The sequence below is a fragment of the Pseudonocardia alaniniphila genome (assembly GCF_022524485.1).
In the GTDB taxonomy this organism is placed as follows: Bacteria; Actinomycetota; Actinomycetes; order Mycobacteriales; family Pseudonocardiaceae; genus Pseudonocardia; species Pseudonocardia alaniniphila.
Genome location: NZ_JAKXMK010000023.1, coordinates 1 through 11,905, shown reverse-complemented (window position 1 = coordinate 11,905; position 11,905 = coordinate 1). Strand labels below are relative to the sequence as shown.

Here is an 11,905-nt window from a genome sequence, read left to right as displayed (position 1 = left end):
GATGAGACGCTCCCTGATCGCTCGTGCGGCGGTCGTTGCCGCAATCTCCGTCCTATCCCTTGCGGCGTGCGGCGGCGGGTCCGACCCGCTGTCATCGGGTGGTAGCCCGGCGCCCGCGTCCGACACGATCATCATCGGCTCGGCCAACTTCACCGAGAACCAGATCCTCGCCGAGATCTACGCCCAGGCGTTGCAGGCCAAGGGCGTCAACGTGGAGAAGAAGCTCAACATCGGCAGCCGGGAGACCTACTTCCCCGGCCTGCAGGACGGGTCGATCGACCTGATCCCGGAGTACACCGGGGTGCTGCTGCAGTTCGTTAACAAGCAGGCTCCCGAGACCGAGTCGAACGCCGTGTACACCGCACTGGAGGCGGCACTGCCGGGCACCCTCACGGTGCTCGACAGGTCCGAGGCCGAGGACAAGGACGCCGTGGTCGTCACCCGGGAGACCGCCACCCGGCTGAACGCCACGAGCCTCGCCGACCTCGCCCCGCACTGCGGAGAACTGGTCTTCGGTGGGCCGCCCGAGTTCCAGACCCGTCCCGACGGCATCCCCGGCATCGCCGAGACCTACGGGTGCTCGTTCAAGGAGTACCGCTCCCTCGACGCCGGTGGCCCGCTCACCGTCTCCGCGCTGAAGAACGGCGACGTGCAGGCGGCCGACATCTTCACCACCGATGCCTCGATCCTGGCCAACGACTTCGTGGTGCTCACCGACCCGAAGAACAACTTCGCCGCGCAGAACGTGGTGCCGCTGATCAACAAGGCGAAGGTGGACGACAACGTCCGCCAGGTGCTCAACGACATCTCGGCCAAGCTCACCACCGAGGGGCTCACCGCGCTCAACGCCGAGGCCGCGAGCGACGCGAAGCCGTCGGTCGAGACGGTCGCGAAGAACTGGCTCGACCAGAACGGGTTGGGATGACGATGCCGAGTGCGGTGGGCGCGATCGGGCAGGTCGGCGCCCTGCGACGGTACCCGGTCAAGTCGATGCTGGGTGAGGCGCTCCACGAGGCCGTCGTGGCGGAGGGGGGCGTCGAGGGTGACCGCACGCTCGCCCTGCTCGACACGGCCACCGGCCGCGTGGCCACGGCCAAGCACCCCCGGCTCTGGCGGGCGTTGCTCAGGTTCACGGCCACTCGCGAGAGCGCCGGGGTGCGCATCACCCTCCCCGACGGGCGCTCGGTCGGGGCCGCCGACGAGGGCGTCGACGAGCTGTTGTCGGAGACGCTCGGTCGCACGGTCGAGCTGTCGGCCACCCGGCCGGCCGGCGCCACCGTGGAGCGGCCCGATCCCGAGGACGTGCTGGCCGACGGGGTGGAGGCCGAGGTGCCCTACGAGACGCTGGAGATCGCGCAGGGCACCACGGCCGGCAACTTCGTCGACTACGCCCCGGTGCACCTGATCACCACCGCCACGCTTGAGCGGATCGGCACGGAGGCGGTGCGCTACCGGCCCAACGTGGTCGTCACCACCCCGTCCGGCACCCCGTACGCGGAGAACGACTGGGTCGGGCGGGAGATCACGATCGGCGAGGTGCGGCTGCGCGGCATCCTGCCCACCCCGCGGTGCTCGGTGCCGACGCTGGAGCACGGCTCGCTGCCGCGTGCCACCCACGCCGTGCGCATTCCCCTCACCGAGAACCGCGTGGACGTGCCGGGCTTCGGCGTGCTGCCGTGCGCCGGGGTCTACGCCGAGGTGATCCGGGGCGGTGTGGTGCGTGAGGGCGACGCCGTCGTGGTGAGCTGATCAGCAGCTCAGGTCAGCGGTACCCGGTGGTGTCCGCAGGCTTCCCCGCGTCCTGCACCTCCACGACGTAGCGCCACGCGTCGGGGGACGAGCCGTCCAGGTCGGTGAAGCCGTACTCGCGCGCGAGGCCACCGGACGAGAGCGAGGCGCCCTGCCAGCGCGCCCGCCGCGGGTCGGCGGCCAGCGCGGCCACCGCGCGTCCGACGAAACGGGGTGACTCGGAGATGGCGAAGTGCGGTTCCTTCGCGCACGCGTCGCGCCAGTTCGCCTCGGCCACGCCGTACATGTCGAGCATCAGTTCCGAGCGCAGCCAGCCCGGCGTGATCGCCACGGCGGTGGCGCCGCACTCGCGCAGCTCGTGGGCCCAGCTGTGGGTCAGCCGGATCGGCGCGAGCTTCGCGAGGTCGTAGTACACGTTGAGCCGGTAGTGGTCGGCGTTGTACTCGGCCGTGCCGTCGGTGACCTCCACGACGAGCCCGCCGGGGTTGCGGATCAGCAGCGGGAATGCGTAGCGCGCGGTGATCAGGTGGGTGTCGATCGCGAGCCGGAGCAATCGCAGCCCGTCGTCGAGGGAGTGCTCCCACACCGGCGTGTCCCACGCGGCCAGGAAGTCGCCGCCGAAGATGTCGTTCACGAGAACGTCGATGCGACCGTGCTCGGCGTCGATGCGCGCCACGAGCGCCTCGACCTGCTCGGGCACGAGGTGATCGGTGGGTACGGCGATCCCGGTGCCTCCGGCTGCGGTGACCAGCTCGGCGGTCTCCTCGATCGTCTCGGGCCGGTTGTATTCGCTGCGCTTGGCCGTGGTCGATCGACCGGTGACGTACACGGTGGCCCCGGCCGCGCCGAGCTCCACTGCGATGCCCCGGCCCGCTCCTCGCGTCGCACCCGTGACCAGGGCGACGCGATCGGCGAGCGGTTTGTCCGTTGTCATGGCGATGAGGCTGGCAGGAATCCCTGTCAGCTCCTGTCGGTGTAACTGAGGTGTCTCGTTGGTGTATGACGCGCACCAACATCGACATCGACGACGAACTCGTCGCCGAGGTGATGCGCCGATACGGCCTCAGGACGAAGAAGGAGGCGGTCGACCTCGCGCTCCGGCGGCTCGTCGGGCCGCGGCTCTCGCCTGAATTCCTCCAGAGCCTGGAGGGGATCGGCTGGGAGGGCGACCTCGACGAGATGCGTGCCTCGAAGGTCGCGGAGCCCGGGTGGAGCTGATCGACTCCTCCGCGTGGATCGAGTTCCTCCGCGCCACCGGGTCACGGGCGAATCTTGCGGTCCGCGAGCTGGTGCAGCAGCGACCGCACGAGATCGCCCTCACCGAGCCCGTCGTCATGGAGTTGCTCGCCGGGGCCGCTGACGAGCGGGCGTTCGCGCAGATCGAGAAGTTGACCAGCGGGCTGCCCCTGCTGTCGGTGGATGTCGTCGAGGACTATCGCGATGCAGCCCTGGCCTAGCGCGCCGTCAGGGCCAGGGGCGGCACGGTGCGGAAGCTGCTCGGCTGCCTCATCGCGGTTGTCGCGATACGGACCGGGGCCGTCCTCGTGCACCGTGACCGGGACCTCGACCTGCTCGTCGCGGCTCTTCCCGATCTGCAGGTCCGGTCGTTGATCTGACGCGAGCGCCGTGTCAGATCACGATCGGAGCGCACGCCACGCGCAGCGTCCGCACCGCTGATCGCACCACGAGGGCGCAGACCAGCGCGCTCACCCCGAATGCCGGGATGGCGAACGGGTTCGTCGCGATGAGGTCGCCGGCGCCGGGACCGACGGCCACGTTCATCACCACGCCGATACCGGCGCAGAACAGAGCGCCGACAACGCCGGTATGACCCACCAGCACAGCGATTCTCCGAGCCGACGCCGCACGGTGGAACGTGGCGGCCAGGAGGACCACGGCGATCACCGAGACCAGCAGGGCCGCGGTGTCCTGCGCCCGCGCCAGCCCCACTACCACGTCCGACACCGGTTGCGCCGGAGTCGTGTGCCACGCGACGCCGCCACTTCGCCACAGCAGGTCCCACCCGAGGGTCATTCCGGGGAACGCGACCAGGAGCAGAAGCGCCGCCCACCGGCCCTGGCGCGCGACGAGCTCGGTCTGGAACGCCTGTGCGACCTCCGGGACGGGGCCGAAATCGTGCACGGCTCGCACTGCCGCTTGCTGTGGGTCGAGGCCGCAGCAGCGGTGGGCGGCGGCCGCGTCGCGCAGTCCGTCGCGCACCTCCCTGAGCATGCTCCGGCGCGTGCGGGCAGGGCCCCGCAGCGCGCGGGCGAGTTCGGCGACGTGCTGGTCGACCACATCGGGTGCGCTCACGAGACCCCTCCGGCCGGTCGTCCGGCCGCGGGGCGCAGCACGGCGTCCACCACGGCGCTGAACTCGTTCCACTCGGCGCGCTGGCCCGCGAGGGCATGCCGCCCCGCGCGGGTGAGCGTGTAGGTGCGTCGTTCCCGCCCGCCGACGGTGCTCCATGCGCCCGAGAGCAGGGCCGCCCGCTCGAGCCGGCGGAGCGCGGGATAGACGGTGCCGGTCGGTAGCTCCAGCGCGCCGCCGCTGCGGGTCTGCAGCGCCTCGATGATCGCGTAGCCGTGCCGGGGCCCGTCCTCGAGCACCGCCAGGATCAGGCCGTCGAGGTGGCCGCGCACGGCGTCTGGCTTCACAGGTAGGGATTCTACGTACTTCAGCCGGGAGCACATCGGGAGAGGATCAGGGACATCCCGGATGTATATGTAGACCGTCTACTCATAGCCTTCTAGACGTGGAAACTCTTGCTCCTGCGCGGCCCGTCACGCGCAGGCCTCGGATCTCGTTGTGGGCCCTCCGGGTGGTGATCACGGTGAACCTGCTGGCCGTGCTCGCGCAGCCGGTGCTGGCCGGGCTCTTCCTCACCGGTGACGTCGACGCGATCGGCGTGCACGGCGTCATCGGATCGCTGCTGGCAGTGATCGAGCTCGTGGTGATCGTGATCGCGGTCGCGTACGTGCTCGGAGGTCGTGGTCGCCTGTGGGTGCTGCCGGTGGCGGTGCTGCTGTTCCTCGCCGTGGGCTTCCAGATCGGCGCGGGATACGCCCGTGAGCTGGAGCTGCACGTGCCGCTCGGCGTCACCATCGTCGTCGCGTCGGTGCTGCTGGCCGGATGGGCATGGACCCCGTCGGCCGCCCGGCCGCGGACGCCACGATGACCGGGCTGTCGCGCCGCGGCTTCCTCGGCCTGCTGGGAGCGGCCGGAGCCGGTGTCGCGCTGGCCGGCTGCGGGATCGGCTCGGCCCCCGGTCAGACGGGGGAGCAGCTCGCCAGCGCGCTACCGCTGCCCGATGCGTTCCGGGTGCCGCTGCCCGTGCCGCCCGTGGCCCGGCCGGTGGGCACCGACCCGTCCGGTGCCGACCTCTACCGCGTGACGCAGCGGGTGGCCGACCTGGAGATCCTGCCCGGGGTACGCACGCCCGTGCTCGGCTACGACGGAATCTTCCCCGGCCCCACCTTCGACACCCGGCGCGGCCGGCCGGTGGTGGTGCTGCACCGCAACGAGCTGCCGGTGCCCACCGTCGTGCATCTGCACGGCGGGCACACTCCCGCGGAGAGCGATGGCTGGCCGCTGGATCTGCTGCTCCCGGTGGGCAATACCGCGGTCTGGGCGTCGCACCACGGGATGGTCGGTGATCTCGCCTCGGGGGAGCGGTCGTACCGCTATCCGACCGACCAGCGTGCCGCGACGCTCTGGTACCACGACCACCGCATGGACTTCACCGGTCCGTCGGTCTACCGGGGACTCGCCGGGTTCCATCTGGTCCGTGACGACATCGAGGACGCGCTGCCCCTCCCACGTGGCGAGCGTGAGCTGCCGCTGATGATCTGCGACCGGGCGTTCGCGGCGGACGGCTCCTTCGCCTACCCGGGTCTGGACCAGGGAATGCGCTCGGTTCCGGGCGTCGAGGACGACTGGATGGAGGGGGTGCTCGGCGACGTCGTGCTGGTCAACGGGGCACCCTGGCCGGTGCACGAGGTCGACGCCGCGCGCTACCGGCTCCGGCTGCTCAACGCCTCGAACGCCCGCCGGTACCGGCTCGTGCTCCAGGTGCCGGGAGCGTCGGACCTGCCGTTCGTCCAGATCGGGTCGGACAACGGGCTGCTCGCGGCGCCGGTGACCCACCAGGTGCTGGAGATCGCCCCCGGTGAACGCTTCGACGTGGTCGTGGACTTCGGGGCGTTGCCCATCGGCACCGAAGTCACGATGGTCAATCCACTGGGCACCGGCCGCACCGCCGACGTCATGCGCTTCCGGGTGGTACGCACTGCGAAGGACGACAGCCGGGTGCCCGATCGGCTCGCGGACGTGGAGCCGCTCGTGCCGGCTCCCGGCGCGACGCGGCGGACCTTCCGGTTCACGCGCGGTCCGGTCGGTGACCACCGCGGCTGGACGATCAACGGCACGTCCTTCGACCCGCAGCAGTCGCTGGCCGACATCCCTCTCGGCGAGATCGAGGTGTGGCGGTTCGTCAGCGACGTCCATCACCCGGTGCACGTGCACCTCGACGGGTTCCAGGTGCTGCGCCGCGGCATTGCCGTCCCCGGCCCGTACGACGTGGGCTGGAAGGACACGGTCGACATCCGGCCTGCTGAGATCGTCGAGGTCGCGGTCCGGTTCACCGACTACGCGGGCCGCTTCGTCTTCCACTGCCACAACCTGGAGCACGAGGACATGGCGATGATGGCGACCATCCGGACGGTGGAACGTGCTCTCTAACGGGGTGTGACCGGGCAGCAGTCGCGGTGAGCTACGGCCGCAACGATTTCGAGCCGATACCGGCCAACAGTGCACCTCTTGGTGAGACCACGTGTTCGATGCTGTTGTCGAGTAACCCACTCGATTCCAGCTCTTGCCGATATTCGAGGTCGCGTACCTTTTCGCCGCGACGCGGAGCCTGCTATCCGATTTTCGAACTCTGTTTCTGGCAAAACGGGCGCGGCAGTCCGGCGTCGTTGCCGACTTCCGTCGCGACACTCACACTGGCTGTGAGACCGTGTCGGCACGGAAGGGGCAGTCAGTTGCAGAAGTTGATCTCGAATTCGGGGCAGGCAGAACGCCTCCCCCGATTCGGAGACCGGCGCACCTTGCTGCTCGCCCGGCATGAGATTTGCAGGTCCGCTCCACTGGACGTGTTTCAATCCGCGCTCAATGGTTTCTTCTATCCCGGGGGGCGGATCGAAGCACCCGAATTCAGACCCACGCCGGTCGATTCTCTGCTCAGAGCCGGCCGGCTGAACCAGGTGACGGTCGCCTTTGTGCGGTACGGCACCGAGGCCATGGCCGATGGCGGCGAGCTCGGGGCCTACCATGTGAATGTTCCGATCTCCGGCGCTGTCGCGTCGGCGTGCGGACCGCGGGAAACGGTCGCCATCCCGACACGGGCGACCGTTTTCACGCCTCGGGAACACTCCGTGTTGCGCTCGTGGCGGGAGGATGCGTCCCAGATCTGGGTCAAGATCGAGAAGTCGGCACTCGAGACGGAAATCGAGGCGCTGTTGGGCCGTCCGATCGCCGGTGACGTCCAGTTCGAGCTGGCCATGGACCTCACCACTCCGCGCGCCCAGAGCTGGCTGAGTGTTCTGCGGTTGATCCTGATGGAGCTCGACCGTCCGGGAGACGCGCTCGAACGCTCACCGACCTACGGCAACCAGCTGGAGAAAACCTTGATCTCCGGTTTGGTTCGGACGCAAGCACATGACCACCTCGAAGGGCTGTGCGGTGCGGTCCGGCCGGCGAGGCCGCGGACGGTGAAGCGGGTGGTCGACCTGATCGAGGCGGGTCCGGAGGTCAACTACACATTGTCCGACTTGGCCCGGCATGCCGGAGTCGGCGCCCGCCGGCTGGAGATCGCGTTCCAGGAGTCGCTCAACACCTCGCCGATGGGCTACTTGCGCAAGGTCAGGCTCGATCGCGCCCGTGCGGACCTCCTGGCCGGCGCGGAACCTGTCATGTCGGTCGCCTACCGCTGGGGCTTCAACCACCTCGGCCGCTTCGCTGCGACCTACCGCAGGACGTACGGTGAGTTACCGTCAGAAACGGTGCGTGGCAAGCGGGGCGTGTGGGTGTTCCCATCACCTCCGGCTGTCGGTTGATCGGTCGATTTCCCGCGGGCCCAGATCTTCGTACTCGGCATCGCAGTTCACAAAGGCCGTCTACCAGCCAAAGATCCGTGCGGAGATGTTCGCGGGGCGAATGAGACACGGCGCGATGTGGAAAGGGCGACAGTTCGCTCGACGCTACTGAACGGCCGCTTCCGAACAGGCAGGGTGTGGCTATGGGCCGATATCCCGACGCCGGGCGAGCCGTCGACACCTCCGTCGCCATCGTCGGCGCCGGGGTGGCAGGACTGACGATCGGCAGGTTGCTGCGCACCGCCGGGGTGGACTGTGTCGTTCTGGAGGCAGAGAGCAGAGAGTTCATCGAGCAGCGGCCGAGAGCAGGCTTCATCGAGGAATGGGTGGTGCGGGCGCTGGAGCGGCACGGTCTCGCCGACGGCCTGCTCGCCCATTCCAAGCCGCAGAGCGAGTGTGAGTTCCGACTGGACGGCGTCCGACACGTCTTCCGATACGCCGAGCTGAGCGGACAGCACCACTACGTCTATCCGCAGCAGCTTTTGGTCACCGACCTGGTGCGGGCCTACGCGGACGATGCGGGCGGCTGCATCCGCTTCGGCGTCACCGACGTCGCATTGCACGGACTCGACACCGAGCGGCCCGCCGTCTCCTACACGGCGGCGGAGACCGGGGAACGACACGTCATCAGGTGTGACTTCGTCGCCGGTTGCGACGGCGCGCGCGGCGTGTCACGACAGGCTGTTCCCGAGGACGCGATGCAGGTCATCCGCCACGACTTGGGCATCGCCTGGATGGCAATCCTCGCGCAGGCGCCGCCGTCGAGCGCGCACGCCGTCTTCGGCCTGCACCGCAACGGGTTGGGGGCGTTCATGCACCGCAGCCCGGAGATCAGCCGGTACTACCTGGAGGTTCCGCCGGGCGACAGCCCGGACAACTGGCCGCACGAACGGGTCTGGCGCGAGCTTCGGGAGCGGCTCGAGGTGCCCGACGCACGTCCGCTCGTCGAGGGCGAGCTGCTGGAGAAGCGTGTGCTCGACATGCACAACTACGTCGTCGAGCCGTTGTCCTACGGGCGCCTCCACCTGGCCGGAGACTCTGCCCACCTGCTGGCGCCGATCGGAGCCAAGGGGATGAACTCCGCGCTGCACGATGCGTTCCTGCTGACCGACGCGCTGCGGGCGCACTACGAGCATGGTGACGACAGCCGCCTGGCCGGCTACTCCGAGGACGCCCTGCGGCGCATCTGGCAGTACCAGGAGTTCAACCAGTGGCTGTCGGAGGTCATGCACGGCCCGTCGTCGGACGACCCGTTCCGCGCTCGGGTCGCGGCGGCCCGGCTGCGCCGGATGGTGGGCTCGGAGATCAGTGGCACGTCACTCGCCGGGCTCTACATCGGGGCGGACGCGGATCACTGAACGACCCGGGCCGGACAGACCGGCAAAGCGGACGAAGCGATCGACCACAGTCAGGAGAGAACCCGGAATGCCCTCAGCGGAAGCGTACGAGCGTGGCCTGCGCAACTTGCGCGAAACCAACGGCGAGAACGGTCTGAAGGTCATCGACATTCTGGCCGACGTCTCCCCGGAACTCGGTCAGCAGGTCGTCGGCTGGGCCTTCGGGGAGATTTCCGCCCGCCCGAACCTGTCGCGCCGCGACCGGCAGCTCCTCAACCTCGGGATGCTCACAGCACTCGGCACCGAACCCCAACTCGAGCTCAACATCAACTCCGCGCTGAACATCGGCCTCACCCCGGAGGAGATCGTCGAGGCCTTTCTGCACGCGCTCATCTACTGCGGACTGCCGCGAGCTCTCAACGCCACCCTCGCAGCCAAGAAGGTCTTCGCCGAACGTGGGCTGCTGCCCGTCACGCCCAGCTAGAGCACCCTTCCAGCCGGACCGCCGCCGACCACGACGCACGGCCGGCAAATCAACGTTTGCGCAGACGGCGTGATACCCCGAACTCTCGATTCGATTCAGCAACGCAACGCAACCGGGGCGACGATGGCGATGGTGCCGTCCGCAGCAAACGATCCAGTGGGGTGGTTGGGGGACCGCGTCGGCCACGGTGGCTGCACTGCAGGAACTCGGCCTGCGGATCGAGCATGACCCTGCGGGTGGGTGAGCATCACCGCTGCCGGGACGGCCGCACGATGATCTCGTTGACGTCGACGTCCGGCGACTCGCCGATCGCGTACGACACCGCGCGTGCGATGGCGTCCGGCGGGATCGACTCGGCGCGGTAGTCCTTCATCGCCACGGCCGCCAGCGGGTCGGAGATGGAGTCGGCGAGCTCCGATTCGACCACGCCCGGCGACACCGTCGTCACACGGATGCTGGGCTCCACCTCCAACCGCAGGCCCTCTGTGATCGCCCACGCGGCGAACTTGGTCCCGGAGTACACCGCAGCTGTGGGCACCACCTCGTGCGCGCCTATCGAGGCGACCGTCACGAAGTGTCCGCTGCCCTGGCGCTGGAACACCGGCAACGCAGCGGCGATGCCGTGAAGCAGGCCGCGGACGTTGACGTCGATCATGCGTTCCCATTCGTCGACGAGGACCGCGTCCAGCCGCGAGAGTGGCATGACCCCGGCGTTGTTGACCACGACGTCGATGCGGCCGTGCACGGTCACGGCATCCTCGACGAACGCAGCGACGTGGGCGCGGTCGGTCACGTCCAGCCTCCGGGCGTTGATCCGGCCTGCACCCCGTTCCACGAGCGCGGCGAGCCGGTCCTCGCGGCGGGCGCCGGCGATCACGTGGTGGCCCTCACTGGCGAGCCGAGTGGCGACCGCCTCGCCGATACCGCTGGACGCGCCGGTGACCAGAACGATCTTCGAATTCGTCATGCACCCAGGCTGGCTGCCCCGGCAGCCCATGATCAGGGTCTGTACCTCCTGGGTGCGCTGCACCCAGGCACGGTGGGGCGCCCCGACGTACTGTCGCCGCATGACTGCGACCGAGCTGGGCGACTACCTGCGCAGCAGGCGGGCGCTCGTCCGGCCCGATACGGCGGGTCTGATCAGCACGGGCACCCGGCGGGTTCCCGGCCTGCGCCGTGAGGAAGTCGCCCTTCTCGCCGGGCTGAGCGCCGACTACTACATCCGCCTGGAGCAAGGCCGCGAACGGTCGCCGTCGGCGCAGGTGCTCAACGCGCTGGGAGCGGCACTGCGGCTCGACGACGACGGCCGAGCCCACCTGTTCCGGTTGGCCGGGCTCGCGCCGCGACCCGCGCGCCCCGCCGTCGCCGAGCGGGTGGACCCCGGTCTGCTCCGGCTCATGGAGGCCTGGCCGACCAACCCTGCGCTGGTCTACAACCGTGCCTACGACGTGCTGGCGGCCAACTCGATAGCCCGGGCGTTGTTCGACGGGTTCACGTTCTCGGGCAACCTGATGCTGCTGCTCTTCCTCGACCCACGGGCGCGCGACTTCTACGTCGAATGGCCGACCGTCGCGGCGAACTCCGTGGCCGCCTTCCGTCTCGGGCACGGCGCGGCCCCCGACGACCCCCGAGTGCGCGCCGTGCTGACCGAACTACTCGAGCACAGCCCCGAGTTCCGGGACCTGTGGTCCAGCCACGATGCACGCGGTAAGGCGCTTGACACCAAGGTCCTTCATCACGCCGACGTCGGCGTGATGAAGCTGAGCATGAAGACGTTCGACGTGCGCGCGGCGCCGGGCCAGGAACTGGTCGTCTACGACGCCGAGCCCGAATCCCGCAGCGCCCAGGGCCTTCTGCTGCTGGGCACGATCGTGGCCACAGCCGCGCGCAACGCGTGACGGCCTTCGTCCCGGGAGCGCGGCTCGTCACGTACGTCGACGACGGCGTCGGGTGGGCGGGTCACAGCTGCGGGATCACTGACTGTCCGTAGGCCTCGATCGTCGCCTCGCGTGCGTCGTGCATGGCGTAGATCGCGAATTGGTCGACGCCGAGTTCTTGGAGTTGGGCGAGTTTGTCGAGTTGGGCGGTGGGTGGGCCGAGGATGCAGAAGCGGTCGATGACGTCGTCGGGGACGAAGTCGGTGGTGTGGTTGTCGGCGCGGCCGTGGTGGCTGTAGTCGT

15 protein-coding genes and 1 pseudogene are annotated in these 11,905 nt (G+C 69.2%); 11 read left to right on the top strand and 5 right to left on the bottom strand.

Annotated features, from left to right (window positions below; genetic code table 11):
* Position 1 precedes the first annotated feature (1 nt).
* Together MMF94_RS25015 and MMF94_RS25010 are read left to right on the top strand one after the other, a co-directional pair.
* Complete coding sequence (locus MMF94_RS25015) at positions 2-925, top strand: ABC transporter substrate-binding protein (protein WP_241039619.1); 924 nt, start codon at positions 2-4, stop codon at positions 923-925.
* Positions 922-1,749, top strand: coding sequence for an MOSC domain-containing protein (locus MMF94_RS25010; protein ID WP_241039618.1), 828 nt, complete (start codon positions 922-924; stop codon positions 1,747-1,749). The genes MMF94_RS25015 and MMF94_RS25010 overlap by 4 nt, the downstream gene beginning before the upstream one ends.
* Positions 1,750-1,762: 13 nt before the next feature.
* Here the strand turns inward: MMF94_RS25010 and MMF94_RS25005 are convergent, their stop codons facing one another.
* Positions 1,763-2,683, bottom strand: coding sequence for an SDR family oxidoreductase (locus tag MMF94_RS25005; protein WP_241039617.1), 921 nt, complete (start codon positions 2,681-2,683; stop codon positions 1,763-1,765).
* A gap of 65 nt (positions 2,684-2,748) precedes the next feature.
* On the opposite strand from MMF94_RS25005, the gene MMF94_RS25000 reads away from it, so the two are divergent.
* From MMF94_RS25000 to MMF94_RS43425, 3 genes are read left to right on the top strand one after another with little or no spacing between them, the layout of a single operon-like run.
* Positions 2,749-2,967: a type II toxin-antitoxin system VapB family antitoxin gene (locus MMF94_RS25000; protein ID WP_241039616.1), complete on the top strand. Its 219-nt coding sequence runs from the start codon at positions 2,749-2,751 to the stop codon at positions 2,965-2,967.
* On the top strand, positions 2,958-3,206 hold the full coding sequence (locus tag MMF94_RS24995) for a PIN domain-containing protein (protein ID WP_241039615.1): 249 nt from the start codon (positions 2,958-2,960) through the stop codon (positions 3,204-3,206). The genes MMF94_RS25000 and MMF94_RS24995 overlap by 10 nt, the downstream gene beginning before the upstream one ends.
* A gap of 27 nt (positions 3,207-3,233) precedes the next feature.
* Positions 3,234-3,365 carry a PIN domain-containing protein gene (locus MMF94_RS43425; protein WP_277398818.1) on the top strand — a complete coding sequence of 44 codons (132 nt, stop codon included), beginning with the start codon at positions 3,234-3,236 and terminating at the stop codon, positions 3,363-3,365.
* A 13-nt stretch (positions 3,366-3,378) separates the two neighbouring features.
* On the opposite strand, the gene MMF94_RS24990 is transcribed toward MMF94_RS43425, so the two are convergent.
* A complete protein-coding gene (locus MMF94_RS24990; RefSeq protein ID WP_241039614.1) occupies positions 3,379-4,062 on the bottom strand; it encodes a permease prefix domain 1-containing protein in 684 nt (227 codons plus the stop codon).
* Entirely contained in the window at positions 4,059-4,406 is a 348-nt protein-coding gene (locus MMF94_RS24985) for a PadR family transcriptional regulator (protein WP_241039613.1), read from the bottom strand. The genes MMF94_RS24990 and MMF94_RS24985 overlap by 4 nt, the downstream gene beginning before the upstream one ends.
* A gap of 98 nt (positions 4,407-4,504) precedes the next feature.
* Here MMF94_RS24985 and MMF94_RS24980 point away from each other — a divergent pair, with 98 nt between their 5' ends.
* The 5 genes from MMF94_RS24980 to MMF94_RS24960 all read left to right on the top strand — a co-directional run bounded on the left by MMF94_RS24980 (position 4,505) and on the right by MMF94_RS24960 (position 9,725).
* Complete coding sequence (locus MMF94_RS24980) at positions 4,505-4,927, top strand: hypothetical protein (RefSeq protein WP_241039612.1); 423 nt, start codon at positions 4,505-4,507, stop codon at positions 4,925-4,927.
* Positions 4,888-6,489: a multicopper oxidase family protein gene (locus MMF94_RS24975; RefSeq protein WP_241039611.1), complete on the top strand. Its 1,602-nt coding sequence runs from the start codon at positions 4,888-4,890 to the stop codon at positions 6,487-6,489. The genes MMF94_RS24980 and MMF94_RS24975 overlap by 40 nt, the downstream gene beginning before the upstream one ends.
* Before the next feature lie 302 nt (positions 6,490-6,791).
* Entirely contained in the window at positions 6,792-7,865 is a 1,074-nt protein-coding gene (locus tag MMF94_RS24970; RefSeq protein WP_241039610.1) for an AraC family transcriptional regulator, read from the top strand.
* A gap of 182 nt (positions 7,866-8,047) precedes the next feature.
* The gene (locus MMF94_RS24965; protein ID WP_241039609.1) at positions 8,048-9,262 is read left to right on the top strand and encodes a 4-hydroxybenzoate 3-monooxygenase; all 1,215 of its coding nucleotides are present in this window, start codon (positions 8,048-8,050) and stop codon (positions 9,260-9,262) included.
* Positions 9,263-9,329: 67 nt separating this feature from the next.
* Positions 9,330-9,725, top strand: a complete 396-nt coding sequence (locus tag MMF94_RS24960) for a carboxymuconolactone decarboxylase family protein (RefSeq protein ID WP_241039608.1) — start codon at positions 9,330-9,332, stop codon at positions 9,723-9,725.
* A 247-nt stretch (positions 9,726-9,972) separates the two neighbouring features.
* On the opposite strand, the gene MMF94_RS24955 is transcribed toward MMF94_RS24960, so the two are convergent.
* A complete protein-coding gene (locus tag MMF94_RS24955; RefSeq protein ID WP_241039607.1) occupies positions 9,973-10,692 on the bottom strand; it encodes an SDR family oxidoreductase in 720 nt (239 codons plus the stop codon).
* A 100-nt stretch (positions 10,693-10,792) separates the two neighbouring features.
* Here MMF94_RS24955 and MMF94_RS24950 point away from each other — a divergent pair, with 100 nt between their 5' ends.
* Entirely contained in the window at positions 10,793-11,623 is an 831-nt protein-coding gene (locus MMF94_RS24950) for a helix-turn-helix domain-containing protein (protein WP_241039606.1), read from the top strand.
* 61 nt (positions 11,624-11,684) lie between these two features.
* Here the strand turns inward: MMF94_RS24950 and MMF94_RS24945 are convergent.
* Positions 11,685-11,905, bottom strand: a pseudogene (locus tag MMF94_RS24945) (TIGR03842 family LLM class F420-dependent oxidoreductase); the annotation flags it as partial.